This window comes from Anaerobutyricum soehngenii (assembly GCF_009697165.1).
Classification (GTDB): domain Bacteria; phylum Bacillota; class Clostridia; order Lachnospirales; family Lachnospiraceae; genus Anaerobutyricum; species Anaerobutyricum soehngenii.
In genome coordinates, this window is record NZ_VULP01000010.1 from 64,148 (window position 1) to 88,569 (window position 24,422).

Annotated in this window: 21 protein-coding genes and 1 riboswitch; of the genes, 3 read left to right on the plus strand and 18 right to left on the minus strand. The window is 37.2% G+C overall.

Annotated elements, in window-relative coordinates; translation table 11 throughout:
• Positions 1-76 precede the first annotated feature (76 nt).
• Together FYJ25_RS06560 and FYJ25_RS06565 are read left to right on the plus strand one after the other, a co-directional pair.
• Positions 77-571 carry a DUF3592 domain-containing protein gene (locus FYJ25_RS06560; protein ID WP_154580842.1) on the plus strand — a complete coding sequence of 165 codons (495 nt, stop codon included), beginning with the start codon at positions 77-79 and terminating at the stop codon, positions 569-571.
• Positions 572-626: 55 nt separating this feature from the next.
• Complete coding sequence (locus FYJ25_RS06565) at positions 627-1,625, plus strand: hypothetical protein (RefSeq protein ID WP_154580843.1); 999 nt, start codon at positions 627-629, stop codon at positions 1,623-1,625.
• Positions 1,626-1,892: 267 nt separating this feature from the next.
• Here the strand turns inward: FYJ25_RS06565 and FYJ25_RS06570 are convergent, their stop codons facing one another.
• From FYJ25_RS06570 to FYJ25_RS06610, 9 genes are all read right to left on the minus strand, one after another.
• The gene (locus FYJ25_RS06570; protein WP_154580844.1) at positions 1,893-2,408 is read right to left on the minus strand and encodes a hypothetical protein; all 516 of its coding nucleotides are present in this window, start codon (positions 2,406-2,408) and stop codon (positions 1,893-1,895) included.
• A 50-nt stretch (positions 2,409-2,458) separates the two neighbouring features.
• Positions 2,459-3,493 (minus strand): alcohol dehydrogenase, encoded by a 1,035-nt coding sequence (locus tag FYJ25_RS06575; RefSeq protein ID WP_147607857.1) that lies wholly within the window; start codon positions 3,491-3,493, stop codon positions 2,459-2,461.
• Between the two features lie 205 nt (positions 3,494-3,698).
• On the minus strand, positions 3,699-4,760 hold the full coding sequence (locus tag FYJ25_RS06580) for an FUSC family protein (RefSeq protein WP_154580845.1): 1,062 nt from the start codon (positions 4,758-4,760) through the stop codon (positions 3,699-3,701).
• A 168-nt stretch (positions 4,761-4,928) separates the two neighbouring features.
• Positions 4,929-7,880 (minus strand): response regulator, encoded by a 2,952-nt coding sequence (locus tag FYJ25_RS06585; RefSeq protein ID WP_154580846.1) that lies wholly within the window; start codon positions 7,878-7,880, stop codon positions 4,929-4,931.
• Positions 7,881-7,882: 2 nt separating this feature from the next.
• Entirely contained in the window at positions 7,883-9,736 is a 1,854-nt protein-coding gene (locus tag FYJ25_RS06590) for an ABC transporter substrate-binding protein (protein ID WP_154580847.1), read from the minus strand.
• A 308-nt stretch (positions 9,737-10,044) separates the two neighbouring features.
• Entirely contained in the window at positions 10,045-10,890 is an 846-nt protein-coding gene (locus FYJ25_RS06595) for a metal ABC transporter permease (protein ID WP_154580848.1), read from the minus strand.
• Complete coding sequence (locus FYJ25_RS06600; protein ID WP_154580849.1) at positions 10,887-11,609, minus strand: metal ABC transporter ATP-binding protein; 723 nt, start codon at positions 11,607-11,609, stop codon at positions 10,887-10,889. The genes FYJ25_RS06595 and FYJ25_RS06600 overlap by 4 nt, the downstream gene beginning before the upstream one ends.
• Before the next feature lie 112 nt (positions 11,610-11,721).
• Positions 11,722-12,831: a metal ABC transporter substrate-binding protein gene (locus FYJ25_RS06605; RefSeq protein ID WP_243145694.1), complete on the minus strand. Its 1,110-nt coding sequence runs from the start codon at positions 12,829-12,831 to the stop codon at positions 11,722-11,724.
• A gap of 261 nt (positions 12,832-13,092) precedes the next feature.
• Positions 13,093-13,782 carry a ribonuclease H1 domain-containing protein gene (locus FYJ25_RS06610; RefSeq protein WP_154580850.1) on the minus strand — a complete coding sequence of 230 codons (690 nt, stop codon included), beginning with the start codon at positions 13,780-13,782 and terminating at the stop codon, positions 13,093-13,095.
• Between the two features lie 203 nt (positions 13,783-13,985).
• Between FYJ25_RS06610 and FYJ25_RS06615 the strand changes: the two genes are divergently transcribed.
• Positions 13,986-14,672: a helix-turn-helix transcriptional regulator gene (locus FYJ25_RS06615; protein WP_147607865.1), complete on the plus strand. Its 687-nt coding sequence runs from the start codon at positions 13,986-13,988 to the stop codon at positions 14,670-14,672.
• A gap of 557 nt (positions 14,673-15,229) precedes the next feature.
• Here FYJ25_RS06615 and FYJ25_RS06620 read toward each other — a convergent pair.
• From FYJ25_RS06620 to FYJ25_RS06660, 9 genes are all read right to left on the minus strand, one after another.
• Positions 15,230-16,540: a uracil-xanthine permease family protein gene (locus FYJ25_RS06620; RefSeq protein WP_408608960.1), complete on the minus strand. Its 1,311-nt coding sequence runs from the start codon at positions 16,538-16,540 to the stop codon at positions 15,230-15,232.
• A gap of 301 nt (positions 16,541-16,841) precedes the next feature.
• Positions 16,842-17,420 (minus strand): thiamine phosphate synthase, encoded by a 579-nt coding sequence (locus tag FYJ25_RS06625; RefSeq protein WP_154580851.1) that lies wholly within the window; start codon positions 17,418-17,420, stop codon positions 16,842-16,844.
• Positions 17,413-18,666: a 2-iminoacetate synthase ThiH gene (gene thiH, locus FYJ25_RS06630; RefSeq protein ID WP_096239933.1), complete on the minus strand. Its 1,254-nt coding sequence runs from the start codon at positions 18,664-18,666 to the stop codon at positions 17,413-17,415. Before thiH ends, FYJ25_RS06625 begins: the two co-directional genes overlap by 8 nt.
• Positions 18,667-18,693: 27 nt before the next feature.
• Entirely contained in the window at positions 18,694-19,464 is a 771-nt protein-coding gene (locus tag FYJ25_RS06635) for a thiazole synthase (RefSeq protein WP_154580852.1), read from the minus strand.
• Positions 19,465-19,578: 114 nt separating this feature from the next.
• Entirely contained in the window at positions 19,579-19,776 is a 198-nt protein-coding gene (gene thiS / locus FYJ25_RS06640; RefSeq protein ID WP_154580853.1) for a sulfur carrier protein ThiS, read from the minus strand.
• A gap of 65 nt (positions 19,777-19,841) precedes the next feature.
• A riboswitch (TPP riboswitch) is annotated at positions 19,842-19,948 on the minus strand.
• 46 nt (positions 19,949-19,994) lie between these two features.
• Entirely contained in the window at positions 19,995-21,125 is a 1,131-nt protein-coding gene (locus tag FYJ25_RS06645; RefSeq protein WP_154580854.1) for a DUF362 domain-containing protein, read from the minus strand.
• A gap of 156 nt (positions 21,126-21,281) precedes the next feature.
• The gene (gene larC, locus FYJ25_RS06650; protein ID WP_154580855.1) at positions 21,282-22,670 is read right to left on the minus strand and encodes a nickel pincer cofactor biosynthesis protein LarC; all 1,389 of its coding nucleotides are present in this window, start codon (positions 22,668-22,670) and stop codon (positions 21,282-21,284) included.
• 51 nt (positions 22,671-22,721) lie between these two features.
• The gene (gene larB / locus FYJ25_RS06655) at positions 22,722-23,525 is read right to left on the minus strand and encodes a nickel pincer cofactor biosynthesis protein LarB (RefSeq protein ID WP_096239916.1); all 804 of its coding nucleotides are present in this window, start codon (positions 23,523-23,525) and stop codon (positions 22,722-22,724) included.
• A gap of 184 nt (positions 23,526-23,709) precedes the next feature.
• Positions 23,710-24,417 carry an ATP-binding cassette domain-containing protein gene (locus FYJ25_RS06660; RefSeq protein ID WP_096241577.1) on the minus strand — a complete coding sequence of 236 codons (708 nt, stop codon included), beginning with the start codon at positions 24,415-24,417 and terminating at the stop codon, positions 23,710-23,712.
• Positions 24,418-24,422 lie beyond the last annotated feature (5 nt).

A 24,422-nucleotide genomic window follows, 5' to 3' on the forward strand; every position in this document is an offset into this window, starting at 1 on the left:
GTTTTTATAAAAATATTTTTTTATAATAAACATATAGAAACTATTTTCAAAATAAGATATAAAAAGGAGGGAAACTATGACATATTTTCATATTTATTCTTTTATTTTAGCGGCACTCCCGCTACTTTTAGGATTCCTGTTTATCTGGTTTGGAAAAAAACTGTGGAACAACGCAGCTAAAAAAAATGAAGAATATCAGCAGCGCTACACAGGACATACCACATTGCGTGTAATCAGAGTAGAAAAAAATGAATGGGAAGAAACAAATTCAAACGAACAGGGACCAGAAAGCAGAATTTCTGTCACCTCGTATACTCCAGTTTACGAGTATACGGTAAATGGTCAACGATATGAATATCATACCCGCATAGGAAGTTCTATCGATCAGTATCCTATCGGAAAAGAATATCCTGGATATTATAATCCAAAAAATCCAGCAGATGTAACAGAAACCTTAAACGATATAACAGGCGGAGGTAATCGCTTCTTTAGTTTGTTGTTTTTTGGAATCGGAGTACTGGCTATTATATTTGCACTGATAAGAATATCGGCAGTTATAACGATCCTATAAAAGCAAATGAAGGGAAGGCTCCGGAAATTCATTTCATAAAAAGGGGGAATTGAACATGTTAAACAAAAAAAATGAACAGGAATTAAAGAATCTTTTATATTTCATCTTTGGAATCCAACGAATCTTTTTACTTATCCCACTTTTAATTCTGTGCCTGAGTTTCTCTGCTCCGGCACAGGCAAAAGGAACCTGGGATTCTAATTTACAAATGTGGCTTGATACGACCCGGATTGCTGATTTAAAAAATATGTATCCCGGTGATTACAATGTAATTATTGCGAAAATAAATGATCCGGATGTGCAGAGAGTCCCATCCTATAATGTACTAGTTACTTCCTCTGATCCTTCCGTTGTGGATATTTTTGGAGTAGACAACATGGATTTTGGTTCTTATGATCCTGATATGGATGTTGGTATTCAATTATCTGCAAAAAAAGTTGGAACGGCTGCGATAACTATTAAGTACAAAACGATTACTAAAGTTATCCATGTTACGGTAAAAAAGTCCATTGCTTCTTTTAGTGATAAAACGGGTACAATGACAACGGGACAGAAATATTCTATCCGTCACTTTATTACATTTCGAGGAAATAAACCTGAGATAAAGAAAATAAAATCAAACAATAAAAAAATTATAAAAGTATCTGGTGAAAAACTAATTCCTAAAAAAGCTGGAAAAGCAACAATCACTGCTACTATTAATGGAAAAAAACAGAAAATAAAAATTACTGTAAAAAAGGCGAAGCCAAAACCGAAATTCAGTCAACTAAAGTCGAAAAAAGCAGGACTTGATTATGGAAACTTACATGGAGAATCTACTGTAAAAATTAAACTGACAAATAAAACACAATACCCTATAACCAAAGTTAAGCTGTCTTCTACATTATTCTTTGATGATGTTTTAGATGATTGCCGCCCAAAAAAGACAAAAACACTTACTGTAAACCTAAAACCTGGTAAATCAAAAACTGTTAAAATCTACTTTGGAAAATATCCAGTAAGTAAACCGACAAGATGGACTTATAAGATTCTACAGTTTTGGTATAAACAATAATTCTGATTTGCTACAGGGAGAGTTCTTCATCTGAAAGCATAAATAAAAATTACTGCGGGAAATCCAAAGATTTCCCGCAGCCTGTGCTTAGAACCGAACCTCCACACGCAGGTTTTCTACAAGGCTCTGTTAAAAAATTACATCCTTTTTATCTTTTCTTTGAACATAAAACCGATAACGAATAACTTATAACAGATACACTTTAACTCTGAACAAAAACTTCTTGAACCATTATCAATTTCAAGATGCCCTGTACGGAAAGTAATTTTAGATGTCTACTTCAAACTGTACCGTCTGGTTGTATTTATCCAAGGCCATCTGCATTTCCATAATGGTCTTGGATACATTTTCATACTCCTGCTTTATTAATTCCAAATCGTAGTTGATATATCTGTACTCCGGAACAGTATTTCTAGATGTATAGGAATGTTGTTCCTGTCTTGATTTCGGAAGCTGTTTACGCATCTGATCCAGTACACCTTTTCTTTTATTTAACTGCGCCATCTTGATAAGAATGGTATCAATGCTCATTTCTGAGTTACCTACCTGAACCTTTGCAGTTGTATTTGTTACATTCAATACATGCTTGATGATCGCAATCTTTTCATCAATAGCTGTAATCATGGATGCCACTTCTGAATAATCATATTCTGGTATAACCGGCTCCTCATTAATAGCAGCGACATACGTACTTGATGCTGCTTCTTTATTTACCCAGAAAGCCTTATCTTCTTCCAAACTCTTAAGCATTTTATTTGCGTAAGCTGATGTTATTGTCTGCATTTTTCACCCTCCATATCTGCTGTTTTTATTCTTTCTAAAAAAGCTTCTCATCAACATTCCACAGCTACTTTGATGACCCCATCTCTTTTATTTTCAAAGAGTTCATATGCTTCTTCAATCCTACTAAGGGGATAAGTATGTGTAATCAGTGGTTCTGTATCGATTTTGCCCTCTGCAATTAATTTCAGTGTTTTCTCACAGTCACAACCGTCAACTCCTCCTGTTTTAAATGTAAGATTTTTCCCATACATATCTGGAAGCGGTAATGTCTGTGCTTCATTATAAAGTGCAACTATAGTTACAATAGCATTTGGTCTGGCGCATTCCCATGCCAGTCGAAATGTAGAATCTGCTCCTGCGACTTCTAAAACTATGTCTGCCCCGCCATGCTCACTATTCGCTTGAACAAAGTCTGCACATTCTTCTGGTGAAACAGTAAGAACCTCCGGGTAATGTTCGTTGATAAACTGAAGGCGATCTTCATCTTTTTCGCACATAATGATACGCTGTGGTTTCTTTAGCATAACACAAAGTAATGTACAAATACCTGTAGGACCAGCTCCAATAATGAGTACGGTATCTTCTTCTGTAATCTCAGAAATACGCGCTGCCCAATAGCCAGTAGCAAGGACATCCCCTACCAGTAATGCCTGTCTGTCGGTAACATTTTCCGGAATCTTATTTAAGCCCTGATCTGCAAAAGGAACGCGTACATATTCTGCCTGTCCGCCATCTATACGACAACCAAGGGCCCAGCCTCCATTCTCATTCGTACAATTGTTGACGTAGCCTTTTTTACAGAAAAAACATTCTCCACAAAAAGTCTCTACATTGACAGTTACACGATCTCCCGGTTTTACATGAGTGACAGCATCGCCAACTGATTCAACAACTCCGACCATCTCATGCCCAATTGTTATTCCTAAAACAGCGCGAGGAACACTACCATGTTTAATATGCAGGTCGCTTGAACAAATGCTTGCAAGTGTTATCTTAACAATGGCATCTCGTTCATGCATAAGAACCGGTTTTTGTTTTTCCGTCAGTTCAAATTTTCCTTCTGAAACATATGTATATGCCTTCATTGTTTTCTCCCGTTCCCCTCTAAAAATAATTTTTTACGATTTTAACTTACTAATCTCTTTTTTATTATACATTTTTTACATATCATTGTCTATTTAATTTCCTGTTTAACTTTTATTATATAAAAATAAAACAAAAAAGAGCTCCAATAAGATTATGTAAAGCTCTTTTTATATCTTTGTGTTATATCTTTTTATACTGTTCTTTTTACGAGTTATATTCTGGAGATAACTCAGTTGAATTTTCGAAAATTTTATTTAATAATTTGTCTATCACTACAGTATAAACAGAAGCAAATACATTCGCTCCAATACGAAGAATTACTGCTCCGGTCATGCCAAACAGGTTAGAAGCAATAGACAATGCTCCAAAGGTATTAAATACGGTCTGCCATGCATATCCTGCGGAATAACCGACACCGATTCCTCCGATAATTCCGATATATGGATACATTGACTTTGGCAGTACAAGATAAAGGACTACAAAAATCAGGGAGCCTAAAATATTATATGGTCCTCTTAGTTTCGCTCTTGCCACAAGATCACTGGAAAATGGCAGGCAGACGGACATACAGGCAATTCCTGCCCACATTGCACGCGGTAATCCTAATAATGACATAATTAGTAACGCAGTAGAAACAATTACAGTCAGGCGTACATACCACCAGTTTCTTGCGGAACGAAGATTAAATTCTCGGAATAAATCAAGAAAAGTTCTGCGATATGGGCGGTTTTTCTGGTTTTTATAGAATACAGCCATACAAATGATCATTCCAATCAGTAAGCTGGCAATTCGTAAAATATATTCTTCGCCTGTAACATCATATCCCTGTAATAATAAATATCCTAACACAAAAGTCGAATGATTGAACATAATGATATTATGGCAGCCAAGAATCATTAATAACATAATGAAGAACAGATTCACAAAGAATGCCGGTATCGGGGCTAAAGTGTTAGTAAGTCTTGGTCCTACAATAAGAATTCCAAATATCCCTGCAATGCACAAAAGACCATGTGTTGTTTTAATTCCGAAATCTGCCTGTCGAAGAACAAGTAACGCTAACAGGACAACTACACCAGCTACACTATTTCCGGAACCAAATACTGTGCTAAACAGCGTTACTAAGGCAAAGCAGAAGGCTACAACAAGATATACCTTAACGTTATAAATTAAGATGTGCCTTCTCTTTTCCTTTGGGTCTGTTGTCTTTTTAATTAATTCTTTTGAACCAGTTGAGCTAAGCTGCAGCTCTTGATAAAATGTCATAAATTTCCCACCTTTTCTCATTTCATAAAATGAATGTATTTTCAAAGTGGAATACAATATACCCCAAGCTACTCTAATTTGTCAAGGGAAATTATACAGTGCAATTATTTTAACTCTATTTTTAATCGGTTTAACGGTAATACTGACATTCTTTGGACTGCATATACATTACTTCATATATTTTAATATCATTGGCAGAAGCACATTTATATCAATTGGCTTTGCTACATGACCATTCATTCCTACAGAAATTGCTGTCTGTTTGTCCTCTGAAAAAGCATTTGCCGTCATGGCAATAATCGGAACTCTGCTTAATGCCGAATTATCAATTGCACGAATTTGGCGGGTAGCTTCGTATCCATCCATAACCGGCATCTGAATATCCATCAGTACCAAATCATACATCTCCTCTGTAGAATTTTTTACTTTTTCTACTGCTTCCACACCATTTTCTGCTGTATCAATACAGAAACCACAGTTTGTAAGGATTTCCAGAGCAATTTCGCGATTTAATTCATTATCTTCCACAAGCAGTATGTGTTTATTTTTAAATTCTGAACTTACACTTGGGAATACACCATCGTGAATCTCATCCTGTTTTTCACCTAATGCAGTCATCAATGTCTCCCGCAGATCAGACATAAACATCGGCTTTGAACAAAATGCGGTTACACCGGCATCTTTTGCTTCTTCTTCAATTTCTGACCAGTCATATGCAGTAAGTATAATAATCGGGGTATCATCACCTAAACTGCGGATTCGGCGTGTAACTTCAATACCATTCATATCCGGCAGGCGCCAATCAATGATATATGCATGGAAAGCATCACCCATTTCCATAGACTGGCGGGCACGTAAAATTGCCTCTTTACCAGAAAGGGTCCATTCTGAACGCATTCCTACTTTTATTAACATCTTCGTCACGCTGTCACAGGTGTTAAAATCATCATCTACCACCAGCGCCTTTAATCCTTCCAGTTCCGCAATTTTTTCGACATGACGATGGCCAGATTGAATACGTAATGGCAACCGAACAATAAATTCGGTTCCTTTACCCTGTTTTGTCTGAATTCCAATCGTTCCGCCCATCATATCAACAATATTTCTAGTAATAGCCATACCCAGCCCGGTTCCCTGTGTCTTACTCACTGTAGAGGTACGCTCACGTTCAAAAGGATCAAAGATTTTCCGGGCAAATTCCGGGCTCATACCGATTCCCGTATCTTTTACACGAATTTCATATAAACTTCTTTCTTTATCTGTACCTTGATACTGTTTAAGTCGAACAGAAACTGTTCCACCGGCAGGGGTGAACTTAATGGCATTCGATAACAAGTTCAGCAACACCTGATTCAGTCTTGTCTTGTCGCAATACACATCCTCATCTGTAACATCCATTACATCCATGTAAAGTTCCAGCTGCTTTGCATGGATCTGTCCACCGATAATCGTCTTCAGGTCGTGAAGCAGATCAGATAAATTGACTTCTGTTTCTTCTAAATGCATCTTTCCACTCTCGATACGGCTCATATCCAAAATATCATTGATAAGAGAAAGCAAATGATTACTGGATGAGAGAATTTTGCTTAAATAGTCCTGTACTTTTTCCTGATTCTTGATGTTACTTACTGCCAATGTAGTAAAACCAATAATTGCATTCATTGGTGTGCGAATATCGTGAGACATATTGGAAAGAAATGTACTTTTTGCCCGGTTAGCAGTTTCTGCTGCACGTACAGCCTCTGAAAGCGCCTGATTCATTTTTTTATCAGCGGTACGGTCAGACATAACCAGAATACATTTCTTTTTACCTTCTACATTGCTGCCCATTGCAATAATATGAAACCATCGCCGCTCCTTGCTCTTCTGATGAATATATTCAAAATCCTGTTCTCGCTGTTCATCTGCTAAAAGATTTTCCAGATAATTTGACTTCTCTCCTTCAGAATCTTTCGGATGCAATTTTTCCAAAATACGAATATCCTTCTGAACTTCTTCTACTGTGATACCAAGCAATTTTTCGACATTCGGACTCACATAATCTACCTTGGATGTCTTTGCATCAATCATCAGGAAAATGTCATCTACATTCATCGATAATTTTTGAAACAATTCGTCTCTGTACAAAATTTCCGTATCTTTTCTCTTCAGCCGCAACCGGTTTTCTTTTAGAATGATTATAATGATGATGACCGCAACACTGAATACAATCCCACCAATAATAAACATAGTCTTAAACTGTAGATTATTCATACTCGCATTGACTACATCTGCTGGAACAATGCCCAGTAATGTCCAGTTCATAATTTCTGCGGCTTCATAAATCAGATAGTATTTCTTTCCATCCAGATTTACAAGCATTGCACCACTGTTTTCCTGTTGAAATTTCTTTGCAAGGGCGAGGACATCCTCTTCGGAAAGATCAGAATGTTCTCTCAGAAATGCCAAAAAGTTATATACATCTTTTTGGCCGTTTACAGCATGGTTAATCATGACACGTCCGTCCGATTGAATGACATAACTGCTTGTATTTCCATCAAAAGCTGCGATATCCAGTACTTTTACAATATCAGAGTTGTTATATGCAACTGCAATAGCATCGTATGCAAATCCCTGATACGTTCCAGAAACTTCCGGGCAAGCAAACACAAGTAATTGTGGCTTTCCAGGCAAGGTTGCGTTCATGATAATATCTTTCTTCTGTGTGATCTGATCTTCAATATTTCCCTGTAATCCAAGATACCCTGTTTCCCCTGCCACCGTTTGATACTTTCCCTCGGCTGACAGAAAATAAAAGTTTGAAAACTCCGTCTCTTTCTGCGCATTATCTATGCAATCACGAATTTCACTTTCACTTGAAGTATTCTGTAAATATTCACTCCACATATGAAGATATGTCAAATTTTTATTGACTAACTCATTTAATGCACTGTTTGATTGATGGAAAATCTCAGTCAAATGAGAAACACTTTCATGATAAACCGTCTGCGATACAAAATTAAAATACTGGATGCTGACCGTAACAATTCCAATAAGTAAAACAATAGCAGCAAGTAAGGTTCCTGCTCGTTTACTTTTGAACTGTTTTTCCATTTTCATACTATACTTCCTGTCAGTCATCTTTATTCCCTCAAAGTAATATATTGTTCAGGCTCTGCAAGGACAGCATTACCTTGTAACACATAATTCACCCACGTATCTCTTACCCGCTGTTCCTCTTCTGTAAATCCATGATCCTCATCTGTAAGAAAAGGAGCCATATTATTCTCTGTCGCAAGACAAGTCACAGTAAACGTATCCTCTTCCTTAAGCTGCTTTCCGTCTTTCTTAATCTTAAGCAACGTATACTTTCCATTCTTTTCCTTTACTTCAATGGAAATTCCACTGACAACAGGTAAGGAACCTTTATTAAAAGGCTGGAAACCTCCCTTTGTACCTTCCACAAAAGATTGGACTGTTTCCAATAATTCTGCACCACTCATTTTCTTTTTATAAGCACACAGACCATTCGGCATAATCATATTTCCCGCCATCTTTTCCGTATAATCTGCCTGAAGCACACTGCCGGTAAAACTATTACTGGTTGCAAGTAAGACATCACTTTTATAATATCCGCGCAGTGTATTCGCCATTACGGAATACGATTCATTTCCTCCGTCACTATAAAAATAATTAGAATATGATTTCGGAGAGCTCAAAACTACTTTTTCGTTAGAAGTATCTTTCGATTGCCGAAGCATGGAATCAAAAGCTTTGTATGCCTGCTGAGAGTTATATTCACCTGTAATCATCTTTGAAACCACATCTTGGGAAACACTGAAAAAATCATTGGAAGCAATACGAATATACATATGATTCTCTTCAATTACTGATTTTACATCCTTTAGATAATCTGTAAGATGAAGAGGTACATCCTGACTGTAACTAAGCGTATCCTGTCCATCGGCAATTATATTCTGTGCCTTTGCAGAAAGCATTACCTTAAGAACCTTCATCGCATTATCTCTGCGTGTCTCATCTTTTTCCAATTCACTGTTTAAAGCAACCTGAAAATAAGGAGTGGTCATTATCCACTTTTCTCCATTCTGTTCAAAAAACGGCAGAAATACGGTATCTATTCCCTGATCTTTATATTTCTTAACTCCAAAAGAACTTCCAAAGTACATAGCAAGTTTCCCGTTCTGATATAAATTATCTACCACATCATAATCAAGATTAATATCATCCGGTTCAAGTTTTGTATCTTTAATAAATTGTTCCATTCGGTCAAAAGCAGCTGGCCAGACAACATTATCAAGTCCAACTTTTTCCGTACTTGCTGGATCACTATATGCGGTTCTCCACTTGCGTCCATCCGTAGAGGAAAGTTCTGAGGCGGACAACCCCTGTAGCGTCTCCATACAAGTATAATCATAAAAATAGTCAGCAGCAAATCCTCGAATTCCTACTTTCTCGAATGCCTGACATGCAGAAACAAAACTTTTATAATCTGTAGGAAGGGGAATATTATATTTCTCAAAAAGTGCTTTATTAACAACAAATCCATGCGCATCCGCACAAACCGGAAGCCAGTTCACACTGCCGTCCTCATTCATAAAGCTGTTAAGATAAGAATTATAGACAGCTCCTGCTTCATTCGTAGTAGACAAGTCCATCAGACTATTTTGTAATGGCAGCGCATCATGCAGGGAAAAACGGCAGCAGGTAATAATATCTGGCATACCATCACTTTCCTGAAGAAACCGATAAAAATCAAGATCATTATTTCCCACTACAAATTCAATATTTACATCCGGAAGCTGAGACTGGATATACGGTGCGTATTTCTCATACAGATTCGTAGTCCACAAATACACCCGGATCGTTTCTTTATTTTCCTGTTCCCTGCTCTTTTTCCCACAGCCTGATAAAAGCGATGCCACCATCACCGCTAATAACACTACAGCGAGAAATCTGTTCCATTTTTTCTTTTTCATACATCGTCTCCCTTTATTTCTGAAAATACACCTGCAAAAACAAAGATGCACTGTCTCTTCAGACAATGCATCTTAAACGTAGCGGCTTACTGCCATGTTACAGGCCCTCTAGCTTCGCGTCTCAGACTCTCGACTGATCTGCCCATAATTCGTATTTTACTCATTATTATACTCATTATACATTTTTTGTAGTTATATGTCCATCTCTTTTCAGAAATATTTGGTAAAATTTCTGTTAAATATTATTTTTCTCCCCATTTTAACAATAATACCGAATTTAGAATAATGATATTTTAATAGTGTTTTTTTCATCTTCCTATTATTTTTCCAATTGTACAATTTATAAAAAAGAGAATCAGATCAAGAATTACTATAGTTGCTCCTACAGGTGTAGAGCATAAAATAGAAAGCACAATTCCAAAAAATGCACCAACAACAGAAAGAATGGCTGCATAAACAACCACACCTTTGAAAGACCGGGCTACACGCATCGCAGAAAGTGCAGGAAATATAATAAGTGCTGATATTAAAAGGGAACCGACCAGACTCATTGCAAGTACAATGATTACTGCGGTAATTACTGCAATCATCAGATTATAGCCTTCTGCATTTTTTCCAATCGCTTTTGTAAAATTCTCATCAAACGTAACTGCAAAAATCCGATTATAGAACAAAATGAAAAATGCAACGACCAATACAGACATAATAATACAGCTAATCACTTCCCCTTCCGTTAATGTAAGAATCGTTGTAGAACCAAATAACGTTGAACAGACATCTCCCGATACATTTGCCGATGTAGAAAAAATATTCATAACAAGATATCCTACTGCCAATGCACTTACAGAAAGCATCGCTATGGCAGCATCACCTTTTATCTTCGTATTTTGTCCGGTCCTAAGAAGCAAAACCGCCGCAATGATCGTTACCGGCATAATAAAAATAGTATTATTTACCAATTTGAAAATAGTAGCAACTGCCATAGCTCCAAAAGCGACATGGGAGAGGCCATCTCCAATAAAAGAAAAACGCTTCAACACAAGTGTTACTCCTAAAAGAGAAGAACACAATGCAATTAAAACTCCGACGATCAATGCATATCGCACAAACGGGTAGGATAGATAAAAAGAAAGCTCCTGCAAGATGTGTGTCATTTTTTCTCTCCCCCTATTCTGTCTTCTTCTGTGTTTTTAAATAACTTCCACTTATCACTGTTCATATACTCTTCTTTTGTTCCGTAAAAAGAATCTCTTTGATCCATATGAAGAATGTGTGTTGCATAAGTAAGTGCCTGCACATCGTGGGAAACCATAATAACTGCGATTCCCTCTTCATTTAAATCTTTTGTTATCTGGTAAAATTCCGCTGTTACCTTTGGATCAAGACCTGTAACCGGCTCATCTAATAAAATCACCTTACTGGTGGCGCATAATGCTCTTGCCAAAAGAGTTCTCTGCTGCTGCCCTCCGGAAAGATTTCGATAACAGGACTTTCGAAGATTCCAAACATCCATTTTCTTCATTTTTTCCTCTGCCATACGTTTTTCCACTTTACTGTAGAAAGGACGCCATCCGCATTTTGCAAGCGTACCGGAAAGAACGATTTCTTCTACAGTTGCCGGAAAATCTTTCTGAACAACCGTTTGCTGTGGCAGATATCCCACTTCGTAAGCTGTTAATCCGTCACCAGCCATCACTTCTCCACTGATCGCATTCTGTAGATGAAGAAGTGTTTTGATCAATGTACTTTTCCCTGTTCCATTTTCCCCTACAATACAAAGATAATCACCTTTTCCAACTTTAAAATTCAAATCTGATACAATGGCATGTCCCTCATATCCTAATGTTAAGTTTTTACATGTAAGATAAGCCATCTCTATCCCCTCTTTCCCTGAAGAATATTGCTGTTCTATTTTTTAATAGCAATATTTTGATACAATATTTACAACGTTTCAATCTTTTTTCAATTAAAGAATACTTCTTTATTTAATTTAATGCTTTTGATAAAACAGATAAGTTCTCACGCATTACTTTCAAATATGTGATTCCATCTAAAAGCTGTTCGTTTGTAACGGATTGCAAAGAATTCATTACCAGTATACCCTGATCTTTCTTTGCTGTATTCGCTTTGATTGATTCCGCAATCCGGCCATCTGAATTCTCTATTGTTAATATGACTGGCAAATGCAATGTATCTATCTTTTGAGCAAGAAATGTTACCGTTTCAAATCCTGCCATTGTCTCTGCACTACAACCAGCAAATGCCGCATAATATTTTAGTTGATAATCATTTGCAAGATAGCGAAATGGAAAACGATCTCCAAATAAAATCGCTTTATACTTTCCGTTTTTTATCGTAGCAGCGTACTGTTTATCCAAGTGATCAAGCTTTTTAATATAAGAGTCCGCATTTTTCTCATAAATTTCTGCATTTTGTGCATCAATATTTGCTATTTCTTGTGCAATATTTTTAACAAGAATTTCTGCATTCCGGATAGAAAGCCAAATATGCTCATCATATTCTGGTTCTTCTTCCACATTATCTGCTTCTTCCTCTTCTTTATGAGAATGTCCCAAAAAGCCTTTTCCTTCCTGCATTCCTTCTACAACTTCCTCTTCCTTTACAGAATTGCCTAAAACTTCCATGAGATTGATTGCTTTTAAATCTTTATTTTTCGCTTCTTTTAAAGCATCTCTAACCCATGCATCAGATTCTCCTCCGACATAAATAAAAAGATCCCCGGAACCGGCAATTGCAATATCACGTATCGTAGGCTGATAACTATGCATATCCACACCATTATCCAGTAATAATGTTATATCAAAACGCATCTCTTGATTTCCGATAATATTTTTCACCCAGTCATATTGCGGAAAAGTAGTACAGACAATTGAAATCTTATCACTAGAAACCTTCTCCATAACATCCTCTTCTGCATTGTTATCTTTTTTTTCATTGACAAAAATATTCGGAGTCTCTGCTGCGTTATTTTTTATCACAGAACAACCTACCGATAAAAAAAGACACAGAAAAAGACTCGTCAGCAACAAAGAACTTGCAGATAACATTCTTCTCTTTTTAAATAACCGTTTCATAAATCGCTTTCCTTTCCTGTCCTTTAACCAGCTTTTCTATAGCATTACGAGCATTATCACTTTGTAATTCTATTTTTCCCTTATAACCTCAAAAAACGCAAGTCGATTGCAATTTCATATTCTAGACATTTTCAAGAGAAAAGTCAAGAAGAAAATACAAATGAGTTGCGTTTTTATGAAAAATAAAAACGGCGGTTCCATGCTATTGCACAGAACCGCTGTCATAGAAATGATATTTTTATGTTTTTTAATTTGTAACTCCTATTTTTTTATTTTATCGATAGCTGGTATTCCATTCCCGTTTATTAAAGCTTTCTTTGCAAGCTGATCAACCTGTTCATTATAATAATCTCCGGAGTGTGCTCTTACTTTCTGGAATATAACTTCCATCTTCTCCTGCATATTTCTCATAAATGCAGCATATTTCTTCGTATGTGGATTCTTCGCAGTCCATACACCTGTTGCCCATTTTTCAATTCCCTCATAATCATAATGAAGAACAACAGAAGAATAACCGTTTTCAAATGCCCACTGTACTGCATACATTGCTCCATGCATCTCTCCGGCCACATTACGAATAGCCAGAAGTTCCGGCTCATCACCATTTCCGTATCGCTCGATGATTCTTCCATCTTCCAGTAAAATAACACAGCCAAAAGAATATTTTTGAAGATTTACGTCAAAACTTCCGTCTACATAAACAACAAGCCGGTTAGGTGTTGAGGTTGTCAATGGACTAGAATCTATACTTGTTGCTGCTGTTGAAAAATTTTTACCAGTAGCTGTCTTAACTGCTCCAATATTTAAAAAATCTTCTGCTTCTTCCTTCGTTAAAAATCCCTTATATTCTGCTCCAGAATAGCCATGCACTGCTTTTTTACATTCATCCCATGAATAAAATAATCCTGTTTTATTTCCTTTTCTTACGGCGTAAATTTTCTTTTTTGCCATCATTCTTCCTCCATTTTTCCATTCTTACATAACTATATCGGGGAAAATTAGGAAAGTCAATCCATTGTTTTCTCAAAAAAACTGTATTTTTATCGCATTTTATGGTATTTTATTTATAGAAATTTTTATCACAATAATAATTTTTCTGCTTGGTAAATAATTATCAACTCCACTATAAAGATGTTAGGGTGAAAGGAACTGTTATGTTAGATTTACTTTATTCCTATAAAACCACTGTAAAGTTTTTAGGCAGCGTATTAGGCCCGGATTACGAAGTCGTTCTTCAGGACCTATCCAATAAGAATCATTCTGTAATTGCAATCGAAAATGGTCATATCAGCGGAAGGACTATTGGCAGTCCTCTTACAAGTGCTGTATTTCAGATGCTTTCCTCCAAAGTATATGAGGAGAATGATTTTATTGCCAATTATAAAGGTGTTGCGGAAAATGGACATATTCTCCGTTCTTCTAGTATGTTCATTAAAGACTCCAACGGGAATCCGATTGGTCTTTTATGTATTAACTTCGATGACAGCCGATATATGGAGCTTCACGAGAAATTATTTTCCATGATCCATCCTGGAAATTTTATTAAAAATATAGCTTTTGGACTTTCAAATAGTACGGATAATATAAAAGATTTATCCAGCAGTATTACGGAAAACTTTGCAATAGACGTTGCAGCTCTAAGAGAACAGATTTTCAATGATGCAACTGCCAATCTTAAAACACCAGTAGACCGTCTGAATCAGAATGAGCGAAAAGAGATTATGATAAAGCTTCATGAACAGGGTTTATTTCAATTAAAAGGCTCCATACCTTTTGTCGCAAAAAGATTCTCCTGTTCACAGGCAACAATTTACAGATACTTAGGAGAAATAAATAATTAAATCCTGATTTGATGAACTAAAGAAACGAAAAGCAGAAATTTAATATAGAATAAAATGTGAAGATAGTCGCGGCGTAGAAAATGCCTGAACGGCATTTTTACTTGCTCCGACATCACATTTTATTCTATATTAAATTTCTGCTTTTCTGTTCTTTGGCTCCAGATGGTATCAGGATTTTGTGTGGGAAAATAAGGGGTTTCCCCAGAAGTGAGTATCTTTCTACTGAATTGCATTGAGGTTTCTAAAGAAAAGAGAATTTTTATAAGTTTGATTTTGTTCCGTTGCGCCAAACACTTCATTTTGCCTCAAAAAACGAAAACTCCAGAAGAAATGTGTCAGTCTTTTGGACTTTAGTTTCTCGAAAATCCTTAACCTTCTGGAGGACTCTATTCTCACCAAACTGTAGATTTAGATAGCCAGAAAAAAGAAAAAAATAATACATCCCAGATGCGGCTTGGGAGCGTGTTTAAGATGCGGACGAGCATCTTAAATACAGCGACTACAGAGCAGATGGGATGTATTATTTTTTCTTTTTTCGTCTACATTAAATCTATAAATCAGGATTGTTCTGACTTTGGTAATACCAGATTTAAAAATACTGCAGTGATTGTTGCTAATACTACCGGGGACTTTCCAAAGATTGTTGTTACCCATTCCGGGAAGGTTGCCAGTGCTGCATTAGCCTGTGTCACACCCATTCCAAGTGCGATGGATAAACCAACTACCGTTGTATTTCTAAAATCCATCGGTGCCGTTGTAATGAGCTTAATTCCTGTCATTGCAATTGATGCAAATACAGAAACAGTTGCTCCACCAAGTACACAGTATGGGATTGTTGTCAGTACTGAAGAAAACTTCGGAATTAATCCTGCGATAAGGATAATAATTGCAGAAGTTTCAAATACTCTTTTTGCAACAACTTTTGTGGAACCTACGATACCTACATTCTGACTGTATGTAGCTGTTGGAAGACCACCAAATACTGCACAGAAAATATTGCTTAAACCATAGCCTACGATACCACCGCTTAATTCTTCATCTGTAGGCATACGGTCAAGCCCTCCTGTCGTTGTCGCAGAAAAGTCTCCAATTGCCTGAATAGAGTTTATTGCAAATAATACTCCAATTGCTACACAAGAAGAAGGTTCAAACGTAACACCAAAATGCATTGGTTTTGGTAACGCAAACCAGGATGCATTTACTACGGCAGAAAAATCAACCATTCCAAAGAATAATGAAATGATATATCCTGCAATGATTCCAATTAATATGGATGCCAGTTTCCAGATTCCTTTTCCATAATGATTGAGTACCGTTACGATACAGAGTGTAATAATTGCTACAAGCCAGTTCTGCCAAGAGCCATAGCTTTCATTACTTGCTCCACCTGCCATGTAATTAATTGCTGTCGGATATAAAGAAAGTCCAATAGCAAATACAACCGTACCAGTAATTAATGGTGGAAAAAACTTACGAATCTGTTTGATAAAAATACCAACGATAACCGCTACAATACCTCCGACAATCTGCGCTCCTAAAATAGTTGCAATATCAAAGGTTCCTGCAATTGCCTGCATTGTTGGCACATAGGCAAAACTGATACCCATAATAACCGGAAGCCCGGAACCAATCGAAACTTTACCTGTTCTAAGCAGCGGAACTACTTGAATAAGTGTTGTGATTGCTGACATTGTAAGGGCTGCCTGAATTAAGATAACCGAATCCTGTTCGGATAATCCAGCTACACCAGCTACAATGATTGCCGGTGTAACACATCCTACAATCATGGCCACCACATGTTGCAGGGCAAGCGGAAGGGTTTCACCAACTGATGTCTTTCCATCCACTTTGAATAGTTCTTCTGACATATTGTTCGTCATTCTACTCATATTACCTCCTAATGGTTTTCTATTATCTTGCGGTTTACTATATTATTTACAGATTGTTTTATACCTTTGCCTACAAACATAGACATATAAGATAGGTTAGTAAAATTGCCTTCTTTATTAAAAATTATAAAAATTATGCTCTGATTATGCAATTTATCTGCTGTATACCTGCATAAATAATAGAAAAATTAATATTTTACCGCATTTATCTTAACATTTTCTGTCGAAAAATGCAATTCTTAATCATTAGAAGAGTATATTATTTTAAAAGAAATAGCATTTACATGATTTCTTCCACAGTCTTGCACCGCATAAAACCACTCATGATACATGCTCCCGCTGCCCCTGTCTTTCTGACAGACTCCATGTTCTGTGAAGAGATTCCTCCAATTGCATATACCGGAATTCTAACCGCTTTGCAGATCTCTTCTAAAAAAGGAAGTCCCCTTCCTGGTAATCCTTTTTTACAGTCAGTGAGGAAAATGTGCCCGGCAGTAATATAGGTACATCCTAAATCCTGTGCTTCTTTTGCTTCTTCTAAAGAATGACAAGAAGCTCCAATTATTTGAAAATGTGATCTTTCTTGCGGTGTCATTTTTTGAAGTAATGGTAATGGCATATGCACTGCCGCTGCCCCAAGTGCAATTGCTACATTAGAAAAACTATGGAGAATACACTGTGTTCCATGCTTCTGACAAATTTGCATTACCTGTCTGGCTAATTGCTCATATTCTTTCTCAGAAAGGTCTTTCTCTCTTAATACAATAGCTTTTGGATGCGCACTGGCAATCATTTCTATCTGGTCTGAAAAGTTATTGCTACAAAGTTTCCTGTTTGTGATACATATAAGATCAGACATAAAGGTAATCGTTTAAGACCGGCTGCAGACCTTCTTCAGAAATATCTTCGTACATTTTCTTAAAGCTTCGTTCATCATTGATCTCAAACTGTTCATCGCCCTGCTCGCCGTCCTCCTCCTTTCCGGTATATTTACTTTCATGGTCACCGATTCCTGTAGAAACCCCGGCGGATACTTTTGTTGCCGCAATCTTTACAATACCATTTCGAAATGTTTCACTTTCTCTGGAAGAAACCGTAATTCCGACAAATGGAAGGAAAATACGATAAGCACATAAAACCTGACAAAGTTGTTTTTCTCCTACATCTAAAGGATTAATCTTGTCATTATTAATGATTGGACGAAGTCTTGGACAAGAAAGGGAGAGCTCTGCTTGTGGATACTTTCTCTGTAAATAATAAACATGCAGTGCACTTGCCAGAGCATCTTTTCGAAAATCGGATAAGCCAAGAAGAGCTGAAAATCCAGCACCTCGCATTCCTCCCATAAGAGCTCTTTCCTGAGCTTCAAAACGATATGGCCATACCCTCTTATGTCCCATCAAATGTAACGTCTCGTATTTATCGGAATCATAGGTTTCCTGAAAAACTGTAACATAATCTGCGCCACATTCATGCAGATAACGATATTCATCTGTATTTACCGGATAAATTTCGAGACCAACCATACGAAAATACTTGCTGGCAAGCTTACATGCTTCTCCAATATATTTGACATCACTTTTTGCTCTGCTCTCTCCTGTAAGTATCAAAATCTCTTCCATACCGGAATCAGCGATTACTTTCATCTCATGAGCAATCTGCTCCATATTAAGCTGCATACGATTAATATGATTATAACAGTTAAAACCACAATAAACGCAGTAATTCTCGCAATAGTTTGCTATATAAAGAGGGGTAAAAAGATATACCGTATTTCCAAAATGTTTGCTTGTTTCTATTTTTGCTTTCTGTGCCATCTGCTCTAAAAATGGTGCGGCAGCCGGAGATAATAATGCCTTAAAATCTTCAATAGAACAAGTTTCATGTTCTAACGCTGCTTTTACATCTTTTGCTGTATACTTTTCATAATCATAGGAATGCATCTGACTCATCACTTTATCCATGACATCTGATTTGATCTGTTCCATTCCTTCCATATATTCCATATGATTCTTTCTTGAGGAAGGGTCTGTTTCCAGGCGGTGTTTCTTCTCTAACGCTTCTTTCGATAAGTATTCTGAATCGATTAAAAACTGGTTTTCCATTATAATACCTCTTTTCCAGCAACGCTTTTAATGTAAAAATCCTGTCAGTGGGTCTGATGCAGCTGCTCCTCTTGTAAGCACACGTCCCAAACCGGATAAATATGCCTTTCTTCCTGCTTCGATTGCCTGACGAAAAGCTGCAGCCATCATTGGAAGATCACCGGCAGTTGCCAACGCAGTATTTGCCATAATTGCTGCTGCACCCATCTCCATTGCCTCACATGCCTGTGAAGGCTTACCGATTCCTGCATCTACGATAATCGGAAGATCAATCTCATCAATTAAAATCTGGATGAACTCTTTCGTAGCTAATCCTTTGTTAGAACCAATCGGAGATGCTAACGGCATAACGCAGGCTGCTCCTGCATTCACAAGATCCCTGGCAGCATTTAAATCCGGATACATATATGGCATAACAACAAATCCTTCTTTTGCAAGGAGTTCTGTCGCCTTAATCGTTTCCTGATTATCCGGAAGAAGATACTTACTATCACGCATAATCTCTACTTTTACAAAATTTCCACAGCCAAGTTCTCTTGCTAATCGTGCGATCCGCACTGCTTCCTGTGCATTTCTCGCTCCGGAAGTGTTTGGTAACAGTGTCACATCCTTTGGAATATAATCTAAAATATTTTCATGTTCTTTTGTATTCGCTCTTCGAACTGCTAACGTAATAATCTGTGCTCCGGCATCTCGTACCGCTGCTTCAATCAGTTTCATAGAATACTTTCCTGAACCAAGAATAAAACGAGATTCAAATTCATGACCGCCAATGATTAACTTATCTTCTGTCTGCATAATAAAACGCCCTTCTTTCTAAACTGGTTTGTGATTATTCTAAACCAACCTATATTATATTAATAAATTGATTCTGTATAATTACATCTCTTTTTTAATAATTCATAAAAATTATTAACATCCACCACCCATAAAACTGACGATTTCGACTTCGTCTCCATCTTTAAGAATGGTCTGACCATACTGTTCTTTTGGAATAATCGTAAAATTATACTCCACAACAATATGATTTACATTATAATTCTCCGCTGCAAGATACTCTGCAACTGAAATCCCTGCCTTATCACAGTCTTGTCCGTTAATTTTTACCATGCCTTCACCTCCTGTAACATAAAAAAACGAGAAGTAACCGATTCGGTAACTTCCCGTAAAAATATACAAAAATATATATGCTTCCCTACGTTGGCATTATCCAAATCAGGTTAATGGGTCGAAGGTCATACCTTCCTCTCAGCCTGTAATACAAGCTCCCCTTTTATTCAATTGTATTTATAATACGCTTATCTTAACAAAAATGCAAGACAAAAATGCTACTTCATTACAATTAGCTCATAATTTCTGCTTCCGAGATGAATCTTTTCTGCATGTTCCAGACAGGTTTTGTATTCAGACTCAGGCGTAGTATTTTCAAAATGATCATGATGATCACAGAAACCTTCCCTGTGCATATTTTCAAAAAGCTGACTGTTTGGAAGCGGCTGCATCTTTAAGCAGGCATCTACACATGCCTGATCCAATGCTAATGGATCAAACGATGCGAACATTCCGATATTCGGAAGAATCGGTGCATCATTTTCCACATGGCAGTCACAGTTTGGGGATACATCAACAACAAGTGAAATATGGAAATTCGGTCTTCCATCAATTACTGCTTTTGTGTATTCTGCCATTCTGCAATTTAAATCTTTTGTTGCCGCCCAATTTTCAAATTCAATCGCATCAAAGTTACATGCGCCGATGCATCTTCCACATCCTACACAATTCGTTCCATCAATATGCATCTTCTTTGTCTCTTCATCAAATACAAGACCATTATTCGCACATTCTCTCATACAGCGACGGCATCCACGACATAATTCTTCATGAATCGTTGGCTGACCATTCGTATGCTGTTCCTTTTTTCCTGCACGAGAGCCACAGCCCATACCGATATTTTTAATCGCTCCGCCAAATCCAGTCGTTTCATGACCTTTAAAGTGGCTTAAACTAATAAAAATGTCTGCATCCATGATTGCTCGTCCAATCTTTGCTTTTTCTATGTATTCGCCGCCCTCAACAGGTACCTCAATATCATCTGTTCCTTTTAAACCGTCTGCAATTAAAATAGGGCATCCAACCGTCATTGCTGTAAAGCCATTCTCCCAGGCGCACTGCAAATGTTCTAATGCGTTCTTACGGCTTCCCGGATATAACGTATTACAATCTGTTAAAAATGGCTTTCCACCTAATTCTTTTACTACATCAGCAACCGCTTTGGCATAATTGGGACGTAAAAAACTTATGTTACCAAGTTCTCCAAAATGCATTTTAATGGCTACAAATTTATTTTCCATGTCAATTTCGGAGATTCCAGCCTTTTTCAGAAGTCTTTTTAACTTCATTGGAAGTCCCTCTCCTAACTTTGCCCTAAAGTCAGTAAAATATACTTTTGATTTTTCCATGTTCATAATCCCTTTCTAAATTTAAATTTAAAATGAAATATTCTATCATTACAAATATACTTTATCTCTTTTTGGACATGATTTCAACCAATATATTTACTGTTTAAAGATGGAAAAATAGCTTTTTTATAAATTTGTCATTTATATATTTTTGTATTACCTTGCTTTATTTTCACTCAATTTTTTGTAGATTTCTTTTTCTACTTCTGACAATGAAATGTTCTTTTCTTTCGCGATTCTTGCCATATCTTCATATTCTGGTTTTTCCTTTACAATACCGTATCCGGAAGCAGCTTTGACATGAACCGTTCCATATATAGTTTCTATTTCTTTGATTTCTCTTTTCAGTCCATAGCGTTTACAGTTATATTCACGAACCCCCAGTGTGGTTGTATGTTTTAAAATAAGCGTAAGAAACTTCTCTCTGTCTTCTTTGGCACACATACAGGTAAGCATGATTGCCGGACGGTTTTTCTTCATCTGAATATTTGTCGTATAAACATCAAAAGCTCCTTCTTTCATCAAAAGTTCTGTGACAAATCCAATCTTTTCCGGAGTCATATCATCAAGATTACAACAAAGTTCTATAATGGAATCCATTTCCTGTGGTTCACCATGACACCCTGTATACTCTTGTTCTTCTATACTTTCTCCGATAATCGCACGAAGGCAGTTTGCATCAGTAAAGTCTTTCATTCCCATACCATAACCTGTCTTTTCTACAGACATCATTGGCATCTGACCAAAAGATTGAGCAAAATGTTTTAAAAGAGCTGCTCCGGTCGGTGTGCAAAGCTCTCCTTCAATTCTTCCACCATAAATAGGAATTCCCTGCAGAATATGTGCTGTTGCAGGTGCCGGGATTGGAAGAATACCATGAGCACAGTGAATCTGACCATAACCAACATGAACAGGAGAAGCTATGATCTGTTCCGGAGCAAGTTTATAAACTGCAAGACAAACCCCGACAATATCTGCTACTGCATCCATGGCTCCAACTTCATGAAAATGTATTTCCTCCACCGGACATCCATGAGCATGGCTCTCTGCATCTGCAATTAATTTATATACGGCAATCGCATCCTCTTTTACCTTTTCTGGTACATTCAGATGCCCGATAATATGCTCAATATCTTTCATACTCGTATGATGATGACTGTGTCCATGTGTGTGCTCATGTACATGGTCATGCCCATCGTGGTGATGTTCATGCACATGGTCATGCTCCTCATGGTGATGTTCATGCACATGATCATGTCCCGCATGGTGATGTTCATGTATATGATCATGATCTTCATGATGATGTTCATGCATATGCAATGGCACATCAACACTTTTTTCTTCTTCTCCATTTACGGTTACTTCCATATGCGTTCCCATAATACCGCATTTTGCTATTGTTGTTCGTTTAATCTTTACCTGAGGGATCTGTAAATCATTCAATTGCTGCACAAAAGCATCCGGATCAGGCATTAATTCCGTAAGTGCTGCCGTAAGCATATCTCCGGCAGCTCCCATATTACATTCCAAATATAATGTCTTCATATTATAACTACTCTCCTTTACATTTCTATCTTTTATAGTAGGCTTTGTTTTTTATGAATGTTCATGTAAATGATGTGGCTGCATTCTTACGTTTTCTGGATTTTTCACAGAGACATGATTAATCATACTTGCCATATAACCAGCACCAAAACCATTATCAATATTGACAACACTGACTCCGCTTGCACAGGAGTTAAGCATTGATAAAAGAGCGGACAAACCTCCAAAAGAAGCTCCATATCCAACACTGGTCGGTACCGCGATAACCGGACAATCCGCGAGTCCTCCTACCACACTGGCAAGAGCGCCTTCCATTCCGGCAATAACAACGATAACCTGGGCACTCATTAAATCTTCGGAATAGGCTAACAGACGATGAATACCTGCAACACCAACATCATAAATTCTTACAACTTCATTCCCAAGAATTTCAGCAGTTAAGGCAGCCTCTTCCGCTACAGGCAAATCGCTTGTCCCACCCGTTGCAATGACTATTTTTCCATTTCCGTCTTTCTTCGGAAGTTCTCCTACAATACCAGTTTTACTAAGTGCATTATAATGCAACGGAAGACTTGCGCCCACAAGATCTGCCGCTTCCTGGCTCATTCTTGTAATCAATACGGCATTATCGCTTTTTTTTCGAAAAGCTTCTGTAATCTTTCGTATCTGTTCCGGAGTTTTTCCGGCACCATAAATTACCTCTGCCGCTCCCTGACGAATCTTTCTGTGATGATCAAGTTTTGCAAAACCAAGATCTTCAAACGGCTCTGTCTTCAACTCTAATGCAGCCTTTTCTACACTGATATCACCGGAAGCCACTTGATGTAATAATTCCGTTAATTTCGTATGTTCCATAATATTTCACCTCATTTACTCCCTAAAATCAATTTATACATGATGTAAATCTATCCATAAAATAAATTCAAGAATACCATGGCATTCTTGAATTTATTTTACTATTCTGCGGTACAAAAAAGAAGTAACAAATGTTATATCATCAGATATGAAATGACTACATCTATAGATAGCAAGAATGTCGCTAGTCACTAATCAATTCCTGTACAAAGGCATTTGCCGGATGGGAAAGAATCACTTCCGGTCTATCTAACTGTACAGCTCTTCCCTGATTCATGACAAGCACACGATCACCCAGTTTCATTGCCTCTCTGATATCATGTGTAATAAAAACGACAGTCAAACCTAACTTTTTATGAAGTGCCAGCAGTTCTTTCTGCATCATTTTCCGGGTAATTTCATCTAAAGCTCCAAAAGGTTCATCCATCAGCATAATTTTAGGTTTTGCAGCCAAAGCTCTTGCAATACCTACACGCTGCTGCTGTCCACCGGACAGTTCCGATGGACGACGTTTTAAAAGAGATTCTTCAAGTCCTACCAAATTTAAAAGTTCTAAAACACGCTTTTGGTTTTGCTTTTTATTTTTCTGTCCACTAATAGTTAAAACATAAGCGATATTATCTTCTACTGTCATATGTGGAAAAAGTCCCTTATTCTGAATCGCATAACCAATGCTTCTGCGCAAAGCTATATGATCTGTTTTGGTAATATCATGCCCCTGCACATAAACAGTTCCCAAAGAAGGAAGAAGAAGCGCATTGATCAACTTTAGCATCGTTGTCTTCCCACAGCCGGAACAGCCGATTACTGTAAGAAATTCTCCTTCTTTTACATGAAGATTAAAGTGATGCAGTACTTCTTTTTTTCCGTAACTATACGATACATCTTCCATTCGTA